Annotated in this window: 14 protein-coding genes; 8 read left to right on the plus strand and 6 right to left on the minus strand. The window is 59.1% G+C overall.

Annotated features, from left to right (window positions below):
- Positions 1-25: 25 nt before the first annotated feature.
- Entirely contained in the window at positions 26-1,858 is a 1,833-nt protein-coding gene (mutL, locus tag FBZ97_RS25635; protein WP_145322638.1) for a DNA mismatch repair endonuclease MutL, read from the minus strand.
- A gap of 377 nt (positions 1,859-2,235) precedes the next feature.
- On the opposite strand from mutL, the gene FBZ97_RS25640 reads away from it, so the two are divergent.
- Both FBZ97_RS25640 and FBZ97_RS25645 read left to right on the plus strand, forming a co-directional pair.
- Positions 2,236-3,936 (plus strand): response regulator, encoded by a 1,701-nt coding sequence (locus tag FBZ97_RS25640; RefSeq protein WP_246661851.1) that lies wholly within the window; start codon positions 2,236-2,238, stop codon positions 3,934-3,936.
- A gap of 127 nt (positions 3,937-4,063) precedes the next feature.
- Complete coding sequence (locus FBZ97_RS25645; protein WP_145322642.1) at positions 4,064-5,419, plus strand: EAL domain-containing protein; 1,356 nt, start codon at positions 4,064-4,066, stop codon at positions 5,417-5,419.
- A gap of 86 nt (positions 5,420-5,505) precedes the next feature.
- On the opposite strand, the gene FBZ97_RS25650 is transcribed toward FBZ97_RS25645, so the two are convergent.
- The 5 genes from FBZ97_RS25650 to FBZ97_RS25670 all read right to left on the minus strand — a co-directional run bounded on the left by FBZ97_RS25650 (position 5,506) and on the right by FBZ97_RS25670 (position 9,748).
- Entirely contained in the window at positions 5,506-6,126 is a 621-nt protein-coding gene (locus FBZ97_RS25650; protein ID WP_113420901.1) for a PRC-barrel domain-containing protein, read from the minus strand.
- 355 nt (positions 6,127-6,481) lie between these two features.
- Positions 6,482-7,369 (minus strand): SMP-30/gluconolactonase/LRE family protein, encoded by an 888-nt coding sequence (locus tag FBZ97_RS25655; RefSeq protein ID WP_113353851.1) that lies wholly within the window; start codon positions 7,367-7,369, stop codon positions 6,482-6,484.
- A gap of 3 nt (positions 7,370-7,372) precedes the next feature.
- Complete coding sequence (locus FBZ97_RS25660; RefSeq protein WP_113420900.1) at positions 7,373-8,008, minus strand: 2-dehydro-3-deoxy-6-phosphogalactonate aldolase; 636 nt, start codon at positions 8,006-8,008, stop codon at positions 7,373-7,375.
- The gene (locus tag FBZ97_RS25665; protein ID WP_145322644.1) at positions 8,008-8,940 is read right to left on the minus strand and encodes a 2-dehydro-3-deoxygalactonokinase; all 933 of its coding nucleotides are present in this window, start codon (positions 8,938-8,940) and stop codon (positions 8,008-8,010) included. The genes FBZ97_RS25660 and FBZ97_RS25665 overlap by 1 nt, the downstream gene beginning before the upstream one ends.
- 37 nt (positions 8,941-8,977) lie before the next feature.
- Entirely contained in the window at positions 8,978-9,748 is a 771-nt protein-coding gene (locus FBZ97_RS25670; RefSeq protein ID WP_145322646.1) for an SDR family oxidoreductase, read from the minus strand.
- Between the two features lie 124 nt (positions 9,749-9,872).
- Between FBZ97_RS25670 and FBZ97_RS25675 the strand changes: the two genes are divergently transcribed.
- The 6 genes from FBZ97_RS25675 to FBZ97_RS25700 all read left to right on the plus strand — a co-directional run bounded on the left by FBZ97_RS25675 (position 9,873) and on the right by FBZ97_RS25700 (position 17,706).
- Entirely contained in the window at positions 9,873-10,682 is an 810-nt protein-coding gene (locus FBZ97_RS25675) for an IclR family transcriptional regulator (RefSeq protein WP_145322792.1), read from the plus strand.
- Positions 10,683-11,006: 324 nt separating this feature from the next.
- Positions 11,007-11,744, plus strand: a complete 738-nt coding sequence (locus tag FBZ97_RS25680) for a LuxR family transcriptional regulator (protein WP_113330991.1) — start codon at positions 11,007-11,009, stop codon at positions 11,742-11,744.
- A 622-nt stretch (positions 11,745-12,366) separates the two neighbouring features.
- The gene (gene apbC / locus FBZ97_RS25685) at positions 12,367-13,527 is read left to right on the plus strand and encodes an iron-sulfur cluster carrier protein ApbC (RefSeq protein ID WP_145322648.1); all 1,161 of its coding nucleotides are present in this window, start codon (positions 12,367-12,369) and stop codon (positions 13,525-13,527) included.
- Positions 13,528-13,940: 413 nt separating this feature from the next.
- The gene (locus FBZ97_RS25690) at positions 13,941-14,918 is read left to right on the plus strand and encodes a magnesium transporter CorA family protein (protein WP_113330975.1); all 978 of its coding nucleotides are present in this window, start codon (positions 13,941-13,943) and stop codon (positions 14,916-14,918) included.
- 17 nt (positions 14,919-14,935) lie between these two features.
- A complete protein-coding gene (locus FBZ97_RS25695) occupies positions 14,936-16,837 on the plus strand; it encodes a potassium transporter Kup (RefSeq protein WP_113330976.1) in 1,902 nt (633 codons plus the stop codon).
- Between the two features lie 137 nt (positions 16,838-16,974).
- A complete protein-coding gene (locus tag FBZ97_RS25700; RefSeq protein WP_145322650.1) occupies positions 16,975-17,706 on the plus strand; it encodes a hypothetical protein in 732 nt (243 codons plus the stop codon).
- Positions 17,707-17,710: the final 4 nt, after the last annotated feature.

Consider the following 17,710-nt stretch of genomic DNA (forward strand, 5'->3'; position numbering starts at 1 on the left):
AAGTTCCCTTTGGAAATGGCTGAGGTTAGCTGCGCCCGAACAGTCGTTCGATGTCCGTAAGCTTCAACTCTATATAGGTCGGCCTGCCGTGATTGCACTGCCCGGATCCTGGCGTTGCCTCCATCTGGCGCAAAAGCGCATTCATCTCTTCCGGGCGCAGGCGCCGGCCGGATCGCACCGAACCGTGGCAGGCCATGGTCGCGGCCACATATTCCAGCTTGGCGGCAAGGCCAGAGGCTGTATCCCATTCGGCGATCTCGTCGGCCAGCTGCCGGATCAGGCCCTGTGCGTCGACTTCGCCGAGCATGGCCGGCGTTTCCCGTACCGCAATTGCGCCGGGGCCGAAGCGTTCGATCGCGAGCCCGAGTTCACCGAGTTCTTCGGCAAATACCATCAACCGGTCGCAATCCTCTTCAGGCAGGTCGACGATTTCCGGAATCAGCAGTACCTGCGAGGACAGCCGCTTCGAATGCAGCGCCTTACGCATGGCCTCGAACACCAGCCGCTCATGCGCCGCATGCTGATCGACTATGACAAGGCCGTTTTCCGTCTGGGCGACGATATAATTTTCATGCAGCTGAGCCCGGGCAGCACCCAGCGGAAAGCGAGCGGGTTCCTCGGCACGTGCTGATTGCAGCGGCGGGGCGACTTCGGCACGTGCGGTCGGCATGGCAAGGCCGTCGAAGGCAGCCTGCGGTCTTTCGGCAAATCCGTAGTCTGCCGTTGCTGCCGCTCCGTCGTAGGGACGGGATGGCGACGTTTCGGCCGTCCAAGGGGTCGGCGCTGGCGAGGGTCGCCAACCCTGCTGAAAGGCGGATCGTCCGGCGGTGAAGGCGCGCAACATGCCGTCTGCGCCGGTCGTAGCCGCGCGGTCGCCCTCGCGCGTCAGCGCTTCGCGCACGGCACCGACGATCAGGCCGCGCACCAGCCCTGGATCGCGGAAGCGCACGTCGGATTTCGCCGGATGTACGTTGACGTCGACAAGCGCCGGATCGAGCCTCAGGGAAAGGACCGCGACAGGATAGCGTCCGGCAGGGATGGTTTCGGCATAGGCGCCGCGGATCGCCGAGAGAATCAGCTTGTCCTGCACCGGCCGGCCATTGACGAAAGCATATTGATGCGCGGAGTTGCCACGGTTGAAGGTCGGCACGCCGGCAAAACCGGTAAGGCTCACATCCTCACGCACGGCATCGAGCGCGATGGCGTTGTCCTTGAAATCGGCGCCCAGTATCTGTGCCATGCGGGCGAGATGATCATCGCCGGTCGCGGGAAATTCCAGCGTCGAGCGGTCGGTACCCGACAGGACAAAGCGCACGCGTGGAAAGGCAATCGCCATGCGCTTGACGACCTCGGTGATCGCGGCTGCCTCCGCCTTTTCCGTCTTCAGGAATTTCAGGCGCGCCGGCGTCGCAAAAAACAGGTCGCGTACCTCGACGATCGTGCCCGGATTGGCGGCCGCTGGGCGCAGATGCAGAACCTTGCCGCCTGCAACCGCGATCTCGGCGCCGCCGGCCGCACCCGCTCTGCGGCTTGCGATCGAAAGCTTCGCCACCGAGCCGATGGAGGGCAGGGCCTCGCCGCGAAAACCGAGGGTGCGTATATCCTCCAGCGTATCGGAAATCTTCGAGGTGCAGTGGCGTCGTACCGCGAGTTCGAGGTCGGTTTCCTCCATGCCCGAGCCGTTATCGGTCACCCTTAGCAGAGCCTTGCCGCCGCCAGCGGTCGCGATCTCGATGCGGGTTGCACCGGCATCGAGCGCGTTTTCGATCAGTTCCTTGGCGGCGCTCGCCGGACGTTCGATGACTTCGCCGGCGGCGATCTGATTGATCAGGGTCTCGGAAAGTTGCTTGATGGCCATGGCTGCATTCTCGTGGATTCGCGGCGGCGAGGGAAGAGGAAAGGCGATTTTGCCGCCTTGATCCACCCATTTACATGGGGACTTTGTTAAGAAATTTAATCAATGTTTAAGGGAATGATGACAGGTTGCGGAGACAGAACTTGAAATGACCGCAGGTGGCGCGTTTCGTGCATGCTGAGGGCTCTCGATGGCAGGTTGGTGGCCATCAGTCAAAATGGAGCCAGGTGCCATCTGCTTCAAGTGCCAAGGCCAGCATGCAACTCCCATGAACTTGCCTTGCAGAGCGAAAGCCGCCCTGTCGATTTGCCGTGTTGTGAAACTGGTTGAGCGTAGGAATCCGACGAATGACTGCCGAGACTGAAAAGGCAGCTTTGGCAATGATGACGGCTGATGCCCCTTTCGGCGGCAGTCTGCAGACGATGTTCTTCGATGCCTTTTGCGATGGTCTTTCCAGCGCCTTTTTCGCCTACGACAAGAACGATCTCTTGCTGTTTGCCAGCCGTCAGGTTCTGAACTTCTTCCCAATCACGCCTGATTTCCTGCAACCTTCCACGCGTCTGCGCGATTTTCTAGGCGCCGTCTTCGATACTGGAGTAGCCTATCAGCGGCATCAGACCAAAACAGCTGCGAGCCGCGACGATTGGATATCGCAGCGCATAGCCACCCATTGGCGTGAACGCTACGAGACCACCGAGCATTTTGCCGACGACCGCTGGGTGCGCGTCCTCAACCGACGACTATCCTCGGGCATCGGCTTCTGCATCATTTCCGATGTTTCGGAAGTCAGGAAACGCGAAGAGCAATGGCGCGTCGACATGGAGCGCGTGCAGCTGACTGAGGATATTCTCGACAACTTGCCCTTTCCGGTTTTCGTCAAGGACCAGAACCTCGTCTACGTCGCAGTCAACCGGGCGTTCTGCGACAAGTACCAGACGGCGGCTGACGAAGTGCGCGGTCGCAAGAGCATCGATATCTTTTCCACCGACCTTGCCAATCGCTTCCATGAGAGCGATCGGCATGTGATCGAGACCGGCGAAATGTCGATCTCGCGGCAGCGCCAGATCGCCCGCGACGGTGTCGAGCGCGACATCGTCACCCGCAAGCAGCGCATCGGCAAGCCGGGCCGCTATTTCCTGGTCTGCACCATGCAGGACCTGCCCAAGGATGGCGGCGACTTCGACGAGTTTGCGCTCGCGTCGAGCATTCGGGAAAACGGCGATCGCTCCTATCGCCGCGCCTATGTTCCGATGGTCGCGCTGCAGACCATTTCGCGCCGTCCGGCGGCGATGGAGACCTTCGTTCCGGAGAATTTCAGCGGCCGCAAGGTGCTCGTCGTCACGCCGGATTTCGCTGCCGAAACGGCGGCTCTGAAGACGCTCGAGAAATACGGCTTCGAAGCCTGCGTCGTACACAACGAGAACGAAGAGGCGGCATTTCTGGACGTGGCAAGCGCGCATGGCGTCAAGATCGATCTGGTCATCGTCGACAACCAGCTCGGCAAGCGCGGAATTGAGCTGGCCGAGCGGCAGAACCTAGCCGCGTTGTCGCTGAACGGATCGCAGCTGGCAACCGAGCTTGCCTTCCTGATCGCGCGCCATTTCAATCGCAACATCCGTGGCGAGCCTGGCGAGAGCATGGAGCCGGGGCTCGCGCCCGAATGGCGGCGTGCGGCCGGAGAGGAGCGCCGGGCGCAGATTCTGGTCGCTGAGGACAATGATATCAACCAGATCGTCTTCTCGCAGATCCTCGAGGGCTTGGGATACAGCTATGTGATCGCCGCAAGTGGTGACGAGGCGGTGCGCCTGTGGCAGGAGCATCGTCCGGAACTGATCCTGATGGACATTTCGCTGCCGGGACTGAACGGCTTTGAATCCACCCGGCTGATCCGCGGCGCGGAAAAGGGTACCGGCTCCCATACGCCGATCATCGGTGTTCTGACGCAGGCTTTCGAGCGCGACCGCAAGGAGTGCGCCGATGTCGGCATGGACGACGTCATCCTGAAACCGGTTAGTCCCGATATCATCGAAACGGTATTTCAGAAGCATATGCGCGGTGCCCTGAAGGCGCAAAATAGATAAATGTTACAATGATATCACCCCCGACGGCAACTTATCGCCGACGCCGAATGACTGTCGTCTTGGCATCCTTTGTTAAGACTTCCTCGGCATGCTCTTCCCCCGGGTGGAGAAAAGGCCGGAACCAAATATGAAATCGACTGAGATGCTGCCGGGGCCAGTCAATCAGCAGCCGCAGGCAATCGCTTATACCGATCCGCTCACCGGGTTGGGCAATCGCCATCGCATGCGCGAGCGTGCGCGCGCGCTTTCGCTTGAGCGTGCCGGCGATCCTGCACCCTTTACGATCGGCATCGTCAATCTCGATGCCTTCAAGCCGATCAATGACCTGTTCGGCGTCGACGCGGGCGATGAGATCCTCTGCCAGGTTGCTCACCGTCTGAAGGCCTGCATACCCGACGGCGCACTGGTGACGCGTCACGACGGCGATGAATTCGCCTTTGTACTGCCGCTTGTCTTCGAACGCGTCGGCGCCGAGAAATTCGGGCAGATGATCCGCGAAGTGCTGTCGGCGCCCTATGATCTTGGCGATCGCAATGTCCGCCTTTCCGCATCCTTCGGCTTTGCCATTCATCCTTTCGCCGGAGAAGAATTCGACGATCTCCTGAAAAATGCGGATACGGCGCTCTATCGCTCTAAGCGTCGCGGCCGCGGCCAGATCACCGTCTATTCCAGAGAGATTGCGCAGGAGATGAAGCGTGCGACGCAGCTGGAGCAGGCGCTGCGCAACGCCATCATTTCCGACTCGATCGACGTGCATTTCCAGCCGATCGTCTCGCTTGCCAACAACATGGTTCTCGGTTTCGAGGCCCTGGCGCGCTGGAACGATCCGGATCTCGGCTTTGTCTCACCGGCTGTCTTCGTGCCGCTTGCCGAGGAGCGAGGCTTTATCGATGCGCTATCCGAAACGCTGCTGCGAAAAGCGGCGGAGGCGGCGCTCTCGTGGCCGCGCGAACTGTTTCTGTCCTTCAATCTCTCCTCGGCGCAGCTGATGGATCCCGGCACCAGCAGCAGCATTCTCGCCATCCTGACACGCGCCGGTCTGGACCCGCATCGCTTCGAACTTGAAATCACGGAAACGGCGGTCATGAGCTCGGCCGATACCGCCCATCGCATCATCGCCGATCTTCGAGCGGTTGGCGTGCGCATCTCTCTCGATGATTTCGGCACCGGTCAGTCCAGCCTTGGACGCTTGCGCGAATTCATCTTCGATAAGGTCAAGATCGATCGGGCCTTCGTCTCGCGCATGAATTCGGACAGGGCCTCCGAGCACATCATCAAGGCTGTTCTTGCCATGTGCGAAGGGCTTGACCTGCGTGTGGTCGCGGAAGGTATCGAGGACCATGCTGAAGCGGCGAAGCTGAAGGCACTGGGCTGCGCCATGGGGCAGGGCTACTATTTTGGAAAGCCGGTCGATAGCGCTGCGACGCTTCGCTACCTGCAGACCCATTATTTCGATCTCAGCCACGAACGCGAAATTGCCTGATCCTAAAAAGTAGGGTGAAAGATGGTCAAAGAAAGCGGCGGCCATAAGGCCGCCGCTTCCGTATTTCGTCCAACCTTTGTCGATAGTTACTTGTTGGTGGTCGACGAAGTCGTGGTGTTGTCGGTGGCCGGCATTGTCGACGTACCGGACGATTGAGCCGCCTTTTCGGAGGCCTGCATCGACAGGGTCTTGAATTCTGGGGCAGCCTTCAGGGCATCGGCGGTTTCCGTCGTCGTCAGCTTCACCGTTCCGTCCTGCGGGTTCTGGGTGGCGCTGATCTTGTCGAAAGGAACGGCGACGTTTTTCTGGCCCATGCCAAGGAAACCGCCGACGCCGACGACCGCGGCAACTACTCCGCCCTGCTTCTGCAGGATCAGATCGTTGATGCTGCCGATGCTTTCGTTCTGACCATTATAGACCGACTGGCCCATATAGGTCTTGGCACTGATCTGATCGGCGGACTGCGCGGTCAGATAGCCAGCCTGGCCACCCGTCGAGGGGGCAGGAGCCTGGGCGCTTTTCGGTGCTGCCGAGCTATCAGGTTTGGTGGCATCCGGCGTTGCCGGCGCGCTTTGCGTCACCGGCGCATTATTGCCCGCGCCGCCGTTTGATGGCTGTTGCGCTTGGGCAAAAGCCATGGGTGAAAGCACGGACGCAGTGGCAAAGATGGCGCCAGCGGCAACGGAAGTGAAGAGTTTCCCAGTCATCGTGAACCTACCTTTCATTCTGATGGGCATGCTTAATTAACGCGCATGCTTACCAGCGCGAGTGGAACCTTGTTTGTGCCGACCGTTATCGTACCGGTCTTAAAGGCAATGGTTCAGGGAAGTTTTGGTTCCGTCAAAAGTTGCAGAAAATTGCTTCACTCAGCTCGGAAGCAAAAGGAATATGCTGGGAAATCAATAATTACAGCTTCAAAAAACAACCAGAAAGATTATTAGGATCGCAAAAAAACGATCCAGCTCAAATTTCAATTTTTTCGAGGGCCAACGTGTCTTGCGCCTTACATGACTCGTCGAAATAATACCGCCCTCAGCGAGATTGGCTGAAGGCGGCCTTCAATCAAAGCTTGTATGGAGGGTCGAAAACGCCCTTCACCGTTAGGCCAAGCTCCAGAAGAGCACCCGCCTGCGGCTGCATGGAGCGCGCCTCCTCATCCAAGCCTTCCCAGGCGGTCGTCACGGCCAGCCGGTCCGCGTTCTTGCCGATGAAAGCCGGGCAGGACGGCTGCATCGCGGGCACGCGATACCGCTCGATGCGCAGGCCGTCCGGGCTGTATTTGTCGACGAAGCCGGAGCCCCAGCGCGCATTCCAGATATAGCCGTCCGCGTCGCAGACCGAACCGTCAAGGCCCCCAGGATCTTCCATGCTGTCGACCATGACGATCGGCTCGCCGGTCGGGAGTCCCGTCTCGGGGTCGACGAGCACGCGCATCAGCTGGCTGACGCGGGTATCGGTGAAATAGCCGATCGTGCCATCGGGAGAGAAGCAGATGGAATTCGGAATGCTGATCTGGTCGAAGATCTTTGTAACCTTGCCGCCGGCGACATGATAGATCGCGCCTGCCTGCATCTCGGCGCGCTTGCCCATGGTGCCGATCCAGAGCGATCCGGAAACATGCGTGCGCCCGTCATTGGAGCGGTTTTCAGGCTTGTCTGCTTCGATGGCCGTATAGAAGCTCAATTCGCCGGTTGCGATATCGCGCAGGAACAGTCCCTGCTCGGTGGCGATCATCTGCCGCTCCGCATCGACGCGAGCTAGCACGCTTGCCATCATCGGCAGCTCGTGAACCTGTTTCTTTCCGGTCGGCAGGTGCAGTTCGTGCAGTTCCTTGCCGAGGATGTTGAACCACCACACGGTGTCTGTATCGGGATCGTAGGTCGGGCCTTCTCCCAGGACGGAGGACGTGTTGCAGAGAATATTGCCCTGGAAATCATGAATATCGGTCATAGATCAGGCTCCTACGGCTGCATCATAGGCATAAATGGTGACCTTGGCGCGTTCGGCAACCTCTGCAGCCGTCATTCCCGGCTTGTAAAGACTGGTGCCGAGGCCGAAGGCGAGCACGCCGGCCTTGGTGTAATCGGCGAAATTCTTGTCCGAAACGCCGCCGACCGCGGCAATGATGAGCTCAGGCGGCAAGACGGCGCGAATGGCCGTGATGCCGGAGGCGCCGAGCACGCCGGCGGGGAAGAATTTGAGACCGGTGGCACCGGCGCGGGCGGCCGAAAGCGCTTCCGTGGCGGTGAAGACGCCCGGCATCGTCACCATGCCCTTGTCGCGGGCGCGGCTGATGACCGCGGGCTCGACATTCGGTGTCACCAAGAGCTTGCCGCCGGCGCCATCCAGCCTGTCGACGTCTTCCACCGTCAGCACCGTGCCCGCGCCGATCAGGCAATCAGCAGGCGCCATCTTGGCGGCGGTCTCGATAGAGCGGAACGGTTCCGGCGAATTCAGCGGAATTTCGATTGCCGTGAAACCTGTCTCGATCAGCGTGCCGACGATATCGGCCGTTTCCTCCGGCTTGATGCCGCGAAGAATGGCAATGAGCGGGCGCTTCATGGGCGGGAAGGGGATGCGGGTCGTCATCAGCTTTTGCTTTCTTTCTTGAACCAGATCGCTTCGGCCGCAGCGGACAGTCCGCGACGGACGGCTGCATCGGCATCGATGGTCTTGTAATTGAGGGAAAGGGTGCGGAAGGCGTCTTCATAGAGCGCCTGGAGGCGGCCGGAAGCGACCAGCGTGATGGTCGCATTCTGTCCCGCCGAAGCGCGCGCGCCGGCGATTTCCGCACCGATCAGGGTGCCCGAGATCAGTGCCTGGGCGCCGGCGGCCGTAAGCCCGTTCAGGAGCTGGCCGGAGCGGGCCGTGAACAGCAGGTTGGTGACGAGGGCCGGCTTGTCGAGGGCCGTCTTAAGGGCAGCCTCGAACGCCTTCGTGTCGGGCGGCATGTCCGCAGCGCCGGCAACGGCATGCGACAGGATGCTGTGCTTGGTAATGACGTCGAAAAGCTCGCCCGTCATGAAGGTGGAAAAACCTGTCACCTGGCCATCCAGCACGCGCACCCATTTCGAATGCGTTCCCGGCATGCACACGAGCTGTTCGCCCTTCGCATCGGCGGCAATCGCGCCGAGCAGCTGCGTTTCCTCGCCGCGCATGACATCGGGCACCTGCTGGCTTCGCTGTGCGAGACCCGGCAGGATGCGCACGTCGCGGTATTGTCCGGGCACGGAAACGGCGCCTGTCAGGATGGCGGCAAGTGAGGTCGGCGTGTCGATATATCCGGCTTCCACCCAGCCCTGGCGCGCTCCGGCCATGCCGCAGACGATGACGGGCAGGACGCCCGGTGCGGATATGGCGTCGAGATGGGATTGCAAGACCTTGGCAAAGCCGGTCTGGGCCGCCGTGGTCATGCCTTCGCCGCTGCGGCGCTCTGCCAGTATGCTGCCGTCTTCGCCGATCAGCCACAGCCGGAAACTGCTGGTGCCCCAGTCCACCGCGACATATGCGGGTTTCGTCATGAGAAATGCTCCAAGTCTTACGTCAGAACTCTTGAGATTAGAAAATACCGCCGTCGACGGTGATAGCTTGTCCGGTCATGGCGCCGGAGCAGTCCGAAGCCAGGAAGAGCACCGGCCCGACCAGATCGTCGGCGCTCAGTACGCGCTTCAGGCATTGCCGGTCTATCGTCTTCGCCATGCCCTCTTCGGTCAGCCAGAGGTCGAGCTGTCGCTTGGTGACGATCATTCCCGGCAGGACGGCATTGACGCGGATGTTCTCGGGACCGAAGCGCCCGGCAAAGCTCTTGGTCAACCCGATGATACCGGACTTCGCGGTCGCGTAGGAGGACAGCAGCGGTGGGTTCATCTTGAAGACGATCGAGGAGAAATTGATGATGGCCCCGCCGCCGGCGGCGCGCATGCCGGGTGCAGCCGCCTGCGAGACGAAGAAGACCTGCTTCAGGTTGATTGCCTGATTGTTGTCCCAGTATTCTTCGGTCGTGGTGTCGATATCGTGCCGGTCGTCCCAGGCTGCATTGTTGACGAGGACGCGGACCGCCCCGAGATCGGACTCAACCGCAGCAACCGTGCTTTTGATCGCGCCGACATCACGCAGGTCGGCGTGATAGAAGGAGACAGGATGGGTCGATTGCGTCGAAAGCTTGGCCGCCAGTGCCTTGCTCGCTTCTTCGATGATATCGATGAAGGCAACCTTTGCGCCCTGTTTGGCAAAGGCCTCCACAAGGCTTGCGCCGATGCCGGAGCCGCCGCCGGTGATGAGGACGGTGCGATCTTTCAGATCGGGAAATTGCGCCTGAGTATCCACCAAATGTTTCCTCCCGATCAATCGAAAGTTCCATTATTCGGAACATAATTTGACTATATGGAATTATCGATCTACCCTTGCGCGGTGTCAAGGATAGTGCGGCTCTGCCAGAGATAAATGAATGAACATGGATCTGGGTTCAGAGGGTGGAAAAAATAAAGGGCATCGCGACCGGGAAACCGGAACGCTGGGAAAGCTCGTCTCCCTGCTCGATCTTGTCGCGCTCGCCGATGGCCCGATGCGCTTTACCGACATCCTTTCGCTCTCCGATCAGCCGCGCGGCACATTGCATCGCCAATTGTCGCACCTTGTCGAGGAAGGGCTGCTGGAGGTCGACCGCGATGGTCGTTATCTGATTGGATTGCGGCTCTTGACGCTTGCCTCGCGCAGCTGGGCGCGCAACGAGTTTCGCGCGGTTGCTGAGCCACATCTGCACCGCCTGCAGGAGGTGACCGGCGAAACCGTCCATCTTGGCGTCCTGCGTGGCACGGAGGTCATCTATCTCGACAAGGTCGAGGGTCGCCAATCCGTACGCATGTATTCGCAGGTCGGCAATGCATCTCCGGCCTATTGTACCGGTGTCGGCAAGGCGGCGCTTTCCGCGCTCGACGATGCCGAGCTGGATGCGAGAATCTCATGCCTCGAATATCGCCCTTATACCGAGCATACGCTTCGCAATGTCTCGGAGCTGCTTTTCGATGTTTCGGAAATCAGGAAGCGAGGCTATGCCTTCGATATCGAGGAGCATGAAAGCGGCATTTGCTGCGTTGCCGCCCCGATCCGTTCCGATGATCGGCATATGCTGGCCGGCGTCTCGGTGACAGGCCCGGCCTATCGCGTTACACTGGAAAAGTTGCAGGCATGGGCGCCTTTGGTGGTTGCTGCTGCTGATTCGATCATGACGGACATGCGCAACCGCATGGGGCCTAAGCGCTAGCTCCATAAATTTCGCGCAACGGCTGTCAGAAACTCGCGGATTTAATGCTGTCGGTGCCTGATCTTAGCGAAATTGCTCGTTTATCTTGAATTTTACTGTTGAGATATGCGGAAGAACTGCCATTATCCGCAAGTGATTATTGGAACCATACAGGATTTGGCGAGGTGTTGGGCGGACATAATAGTAACGGGCGTTGATGCAGTCGTGATTTTGGAAAACTTATATTTTGCCGAGCGGCTGAGACCGGCTGCCGTACGATAATCGTGAGGGACAAGAGACGGAAGTTTCGTATTTTTTTCCTCTTTTACATAAAGAAGACTGATGATGGCGGCATTGATACAGGCGGGCATGTCCCCTCGTGGCGAGGACTTTATCGAGGAAATCAGCAGGCTTAAGACGCAGTTCGATGTGTTCCGTTTCATGAAGGGCCTGACGGAGGCCTATCGTTGCCGGGCCTTCATGGTGCTCAATCTGCCGCCTATTACGTCCTCGGACCTGCAGAGCAATTCAGTCATCAACAATTGGCCGGCAGAGCTGCTGTCGATCTACGATCAGGAAAACCTGTTGTCGACCAGCCCCCCGCTGCAGCGTCTGCGCGGCTCCACGCTGCCCTTTCTTTATGAGGTGACAACAAGCCCCAATCGCGAGGAGAGCAAGTCGCAGCTCGTGGTTGCTCTGTTCGAACGTTTCCGCATGACGCGCTTCGTCTATTTCCCGACGCACGATGCCTCCGGTCTTCGCGGTGCGGTTTGTTTGGCTGGTGATCGCGAGCTCTTTTCGATGGAGGAGGTCAAGGACCTTTTCTACATAGCAGTTCACGTCTATGACCGGCTTGCGGAAATCCGCAATCTCGATGTTCGCGTCGTCGATGCCCTGACCGACCGGGAGATCGATTGCCTGAACTGGACAGCGGCCGGAAAGACCAGCGCCGAGATCGCCGAAATCCTGTCTCTGTCCGAACATACGGTCAATCACTACCTCAACCGCGCCACCAAGAAGCTCGACACCGTCAACCGCACTCAGGCCGTCGCCAAGGCTTTGCGCGTTGGATTGATCAAATAATGACGTTGTCGTCTCGACGTGATGATCGAGATTCGAGCAGCGTGTGAATGAATTTTGTGCGCTGCGAATAAAATATGATGAACCCCATGGCGATGATCGATCATGCCGATCCAGGCGGACAGCGATTAACCAATTGAAATACCGTTATTTCTCTGGTTTTCTGAAAACTGGCACGCTTCCTGCTTATAAAAAGACAGAGGTCCAGAGGGGACTTTGATAACAGCGCCGATGAAACGTGCGCGGATCAAACGACCGTCGCCGATGCCCCGTCGCCATAGCTTCTCCCGGCGAGGGGGTCGGCGGCGGTTGTTGCTTATTTAACACGCTTAGCAATTTCGGGCGCGCTTGTGGGACGATTTTCGCGCCTTTGCCCTATTCCTTTCAGACGAGTGTTTTATCTCGGCCCGCGATCATGTCTTCCCGAATTGGGAGCGCGTTGCGGCTGGTAAGGGTTCTTTATGCACCCGGCGGACCTGCCGGCCGCAACGAAGACGCATTTTATCGACGGCGTCCCGAATTTCGTTTGGCGAAGTCCCGCCTCTCTACTATCTAAGCCAGAATGATTTCGGAAAGCGTGCGCTCCCTGCGGCGCTGCCGAAAAGGATTCTGCAGTGAGGATGAAATGGCAGACATCACCAAGGAACAGGTGCTGGAAACGTTGAAGACGGTTCGCGGCCCGGACCTGGAGCACAACATCGTCGAACTCGGCATGGTGTCGGATGTCTTCATCTCCGATGGCAAGGTCTATTTCTCCATTACCGTACCCGCCGAGCGCGCCAAGGATCTGGAGCCGATGCGTCTTGCCGCCGAGCGTGTCGTCAAGGATATGCCAGGCGTCAAGGGCGCCCTGGTCGCGCTGACGGCCGACAAGAAGGCTGGCGCTCCGGCGCCTCGGGCCGCGCCTGCGCAAGCCGCCCCGCAAGGCCATTCCCATTCGCATCCTCATCAGCACGCGCCGCAACAGCCGCCCCGCGCCGCCAAGATCGGTGTTCCGGGCGTCAAGGCCATCATCGCGGTCGCCTCGGGCAAGGGTGGTGTCGGCAAATCGACGACGGCGGTCAATCTGGCGCTGGGGCTGCTTGCCAACGGCCTGAAGGTCGGCATCCTGGATGCCGATATCTACGGTCCTTCGATGCCGCGCCTCCTGAAGATTTCCGGACGGCCCACCCAGATCGATGGGCGCATCATCAATCCCATGGAGAATTATGGCCTCAAGGTCATGTCGATGGGCTTCCTCGTCGAAGAGGAAACGGCGATGATCTGGCGCGGGCCGATGGTGCAGTCCGCTCTGCTGCAGATGCTGCGCGAGGTCGCCTGGGGCGAGCTTGACGTGCTCGTGGTGGACATGCCGCCCGGCACCGGGGACGTGCAGCTCACCATGGCGCAGCAGGTGCCGCTTGCCGGTGCCGTTATCGTGTCTACGCCGCAGGATCTGGCCTTGATCGATGCGCGCAAGGGCCTGAACATGTTCCGCAAGGTCGAGGTTCCCGTCCTCGGCATTGTTGAAAACATGAGCTATTTCATCGCTCCGGACACCGGCGCCCGTTACGATATTTTCGGCCACGGTGGCGCGCGCAAGGAAGCCGAGCGCATCGGCGTGCCTTTCCTGGGGGAGGTGCCTCTGACCATGGGCATCCGCGAAACTTCGGATGCCGGCACGCCGCTCGTCGCTGCCGAGCCAAATGGGGTGGTTGCGAATATTTATCGCGAGATCGCAGCCAATGTCTGGAAGCAAGTGGCAGGCGCACCGCAGCGCGCGGCGCCATCGATCGTATTTGAATAATTCACAAAGACATCCTGCTTTCCGTATAGTGACGGATTGTCTTGTCGGCGTCCTGTGCTATGACTTCGCAAGTTTAGCCAAACTGCGGTGAAATCGCGCAATGAAGAGGTTGTGACTTGATTCTTTGCGAGCTTTGCTGCATATGCGCCGCCGGCGTGGAACTGGTCGGGCATTTCCGATGACCGCCCTCCGCCGCATGGTGGTTTTATTTCGTCCGAGCAGGCGGCTTCGCCAGGACGGGCGAAGGATTGGTACAGCAGCGCAATGGAACATGGACACGGATTCCCGGCCGGACCGGCGGGATACGACCGGGGTTTTATGAGCTTTTTTCATTGGCCATTGGTGGGATCGCGGCAAGAGCGCGCAAGGCGCCTTGATGGCGGCTTCCTCTCCGCTGCTGTGGGAGCAAGCAGTTGATAACTGCCTATTGCTCAGATTCCAAGCCGCTTCAGCTGCCCGATCTTTCGGCCGCCGACCGCTTGCCTGACAATGCCGTCTGGATTGATATGGTCGATCCCACGCGTGAGGAAGAGGCCAATATCGAGCGCCTGCTTGGGCTCGAGGTTCCCACGCGTGAGGACATGAAGGACATCGAGCCGTCGAGCCGCCTCTATGTCGAAAACGGCTCTGTCTTTCTCACGGCCTCGCTGCTGTGGAAGGCCGACACCAATCTGCCGATGCTCACCGATGTCGCCTTCATCCTGACGGGACATCGGCTGGTCACCATCCGCTATGCGCAGCCGAAGTCCTTCGCGCTCTTCATCGCAGCGCTGCAGCGTATTCCGCAGGAGCGGCGCACGGGTGTCGCGCTTCTCGCCAAGCTTCTCGAAACCATCGTCGACCGTACCGCCGAGGTCCTTGAACAGACCGTGGCGGGTATCGATATATTGTCGGTGCACGTGTTCGGCGATCGCGTAAAGAAGATCCGCCGCCCGGCGAACTATCTGGAAGAAAAGCTCAAGGACATCGCAGGCTATCACCGTACGCTCAGCAAGGTGCGTGACAGTCTGAGTTCGCTGTCCCGGCTGCTGACCTTTCTTCATACCATCCCCGCCATGCAGCAGGACCACGAGGCCAGGGAACTGTGTCGCAACGTGTCGCGGGATGTGCAGTCACTGTCGGAGCATGCATCCTTCGTCGCGGGAAACATCACCTTCCTGCTGGATGCATCGCTCGGGCTGATCAATATCGAGCAGAATGCCATCATCAAGATCTTTTCGATCGCTTCGGTGGTATTTCTGCCGCCGACGCTCGTGGCGTCCGTCTACGGCATGAATTTCGAGCATATGCCCGAACTGCACTTTGCCTACGGTTACCCGACATCGTTGTTGCTGATGGTGGTTTCCGCCATCGTTCCGTTTTTCTTTTTTCGCTGGAAAGGCTGGCTCTGAGAGTCTAGTGATCCTGAATGTCTAACGAAACCCATCATTCTCCCGACGGGAAAATGAACGCTCGTAAGCTCGCATACCTCGCCCTCGGCTCGATTGGCGTTGTTTATGGCGACATTGGTACGAGCCCGCTTTATGCCTTTCGCGAAGCATTGAAGCCGGTGGCCGCCGACGGTCTGACGCGCGGCGAAGTCATCAGCGTCGTGTCGCTGATGTTCTGGACGCTGACCATCATCGTCACGATCAAATATGTCCTTTTTCTGCTGCGTGCGGACAACGACGGCGAAGGCGGCACCTTGTCGCTGCTGGCGCTGTTGATGAAGACGGCGAATGGCCACACGGCCATCCTGATGCTGCTGGGCCTTTTGGGTGCCGCGCTCTTCCTCGGTGATGCGATGATCACTCCGGCGCTTTCCGTTCTTTCCGCTGTCGAGGGTCTGAAGCTGGTGACCCCGCAATTGTCGGATTATATCGTCCCGATATCGGTGGCGATCCTGGCATTGCTTTTCGCGATCCAGTCGCATGGTACCGGTGCCGTCGCCCGTTTCTTTGGTCCGATCACGGCGCTGTGGTTCATCGTTATGGGTCTTGCCGGCATCATGCATATTTCCGATGATTACAGCATTCTGGCAGCGCTGAATCCCTGGTATGCGGTGAGCTTTCTAATGCGCGAGGGCTTCCTCGGCGTCGTCGTTCTCGGTGCTGTGTTCCTGACGGTGACGGGCGCAGAAGCGCTCTATGCCGACCTCGGCCATTTCGGCCGCCGCCCGATTCAGTGGGCCTGGTTCGTACTGGTGTTTCCGTCGCTGACCTTGAACTACTTCGGTCAGGGCGCGCTGGTGCTGCGCGAGCCCATGGCCATGTCGGACCCGTTCTTCCTGATGTATCCGCATTGGGCGATTCTGCCGGTGGTCATTCTCGCCACGATGGCGACGATCATTGCGAGCCAGGCCGTCATCACGGGTGCTTTCTCGCTCACGCGTCAGGCGATTCACCTCGGCTTCCTGCCGCGCATGGAAATCCTCTTTACCTCCGAGACCAATACCGGGCAGATCTTCCTGCCGTCGGTCAATACGGTCCTGTTCTTCGGCGTCATCTTCCTCGTATTGGCCTTCAAGACCTCGGATGCGCTGGCAACGGCCTATGGTATTTCGGTGACCGGCGCGATGGTCGTCACCTCGATCATGGCATTTGAATTCGTCCGGGTCCGCTGGAACTGGACGCTGCCGATGGCGGTTGCCGTGCTCACGCCGCTCTTGCTGCTGGAATTCGTCTTCCTCGGCGCCAACCTCCTGAAGATCCACGACGGCGGCTATGTTCCCGTCATGATCGCAACGGCCTTCACGGTGATCATGTGGACCTGGCGCCGCGGCACGTCCATCCTGATGGAAAAGACGCGGCACACCGATATTCCACTGTCGTCCTTCGTCAGCTCCATCGAGCGCAAGAGCGATCATTCGCCCGCGCATGTGCCCGGTACGGCAATCTTCCTGACCAGCGATCCGGAATCTGCGCCCGCCGCGCTGCTGCACAATCTGAAGCACAATCACGTCCTGCACGACAAGAACGTCATCCTGACGATCCGCACCATCAACAAGCCGCGCGTCGCCCAGGAGGATCGCTATTCGGTCGAAAAGGTCTCGGAGCGCTTCTCGCGCGTCGAGCTGCGCTTCGGCTTCATGGAATCGCAGAATGTCTCGCAGGCGCTCGCAACCCTGCGCAAGACGGGCCTGAAGTTCGACATCATGTCGACCTCCTTCTATCTCGGCCGCCGCAAGCTGGTGCCGGATGCGAAATCCGGTATGCCGCACTGGCAGGACCGGCTCTATATCGCGCTCGCCAACGCCGCGACCGACCCCTCCGACTACTTCCGCCTGCCTGCCAACCGCGTTGTGGAACTGGGTTCGCACGTCATCATCTGAGGCTGGTTTTATCGGTGATTATTCAACGGCCCGGTGGATATCTGCCGGGCGTTAGTTTTTTCTATTGCGCAAGCAAGGCGCTGATCTATTCAATTTAAAGGCGAAAGTGATGCTATGCCCAGGGGAGGCAATCGCTGATGCTGAAACAGTCCTTGTCCGTCGCGCGTCAAAATCTGGCGTTTTACGCAACGTTTATCCTATGCTCGGTTGGCGCTTCGATTTTCGATGAATATTCTGGGAAGTCCGCTTCTGCAGGCGCCACTTTTGTCTTAATGAGCATATTGTCGATGAATGTTCAGAACTCGGTTCTACGAGATCAGAATTTCACCGCGGCGGCCAAGGGCAGAAAGCTTCCATTTGCTGGATATATGTTCAGGAGCGTGGCGCTGACCCTGGCAGCGTTCCTGATAATGCTGCCGATTCTTGTTATTCTTTTGAAATCGAATGGCGTGGGAAAAGCTTACGCCGGGCTCTGGGCAACGCTGGCATTCTTGGGAACGCTTACCATCGTCTTTTCCCTGCTGGGTACATGGCTACCGGCGCGCCTCCATGGCACCAATGCAAGTATGGGAGATGCATTGCGCAGAGGTTTGAAGCGATTTCCATCGACGGCATCTCTGGTATTCCTGGGCCTAGCCGTTCCACTCGTTGCCGGCTTGATAGTCGGGATTTTTGCGAGTTCTTTCCAGGGTGCGGATCTGATCGTGAATGGCCAGTTGAATATCCCTACCATTGCGGCGTCTTTGGTATCCAATGCGTTGCAGATGATTGGCTGGACTTACGTCTCAGTGCTCTTGGTACGGCGATACATGGCGGCGGAGCATATCGAGTCTCCGCCTGGGGCGGAGCTGGTCACGGCTCTTATGTGAATTC

The organism is Rhizobium sp. ERR 942 (assembly GCF_007828395.1).
GTDB lineage: Bacteria > Pseudomonadota > Alphaproteobacteria > Rhizobiales > Rhizobiaceae > Rhizobium > Rhizobium dioscoreae.

Excerpts from the sequence above, each read along its gene's own strand:
- FBZ97_RS25660 (WP_113420900.1), bottom strand. The coding sequence starts at position 8,008 with ATGACGACCCGCATCCCCTTCCCGCCCATGAAGCGCCCGCTCATTGCC.
- FBZ97_RS25655 (WP_113353851.1), bottom strand. The coding sequence starts at position 7,369 with ATGACCGATATTCATGATTTCCAGGGCAATATTCTCTGCAACACGTCC.
- FBZ97_RS25700 (WP_145322650.1), top strand. The coding sequence starts at position 16,975 with ATGCTGAAACAGTCCTTGTCCGTCGCGCGTCAAAATCTGGCGTTTTAC.
- FBZ97_RS25695 (WP_113330976.1), top strand. The coding sequence starts at position 14,936 with ATGTCTAACGAAACCCATCATTCTCCCGACGGGAAAATGAACGCTCGT.
- FBZ97_RS25665 (WP_145322644.1), bottom strand. The coding sequence starts at position 8,940 with ATGACGAAACCCGCATATGTCGCGGTGGACTGGGGCACCAGCAGTTTC.
- mutL (WP_145322638.1), bottom strand. The coding sequence starts at position 1,858 with ATGGCCATCAAGCAACTTTCCGAGACCCTGATCAATCAGATCGCCGCC.
- FBZ97_RS25650 (WP_113420901.1), bottom strand. The coding sequence starts at position 6,126 with ATGACTGGGAAACTCTTCACTTCCGTTGCCGCTGGCGCCATCTTTGCC.
- FBZ97_RS25640 (WP_246661851.1), top strand. The coding sequence starts at position 2,236 with ATGATGACGGCTGATGCCCCTTTCGGCGGCAGTCTGCAGACGATGTTC.
- FBZ97_RS25680 (WP_113330991.1), top strand. The coding sequence starts at position 11,007 with ATGGCGGCATTGATACAGGCGGGCATGTCCCCTCGTGGCGAGGACTTT.
- apbC (WP_145322648.1), top strand. The coding sequence starts at position 12,367 with ATGGCAGACATCACCAAGGAACAGGTGCTGGAAACGTTGAAGACGGTT.
- FBZ97_RS25675 (WP_145322792.1), top strand. The coding sequence starts at position 9,873 with ATGGATCTGGGTTCAGAGGGTGGAAAAAATAAAGGGCATCGCGACCGG.
- FBZ97_RS25645 (WP_145322642.1), top strand. The coding sequence starts at position 4,064 with ATGAAATCGACTGAGATGCTGCCGGGGCCAGTCAATCAGCAGCCGCAG.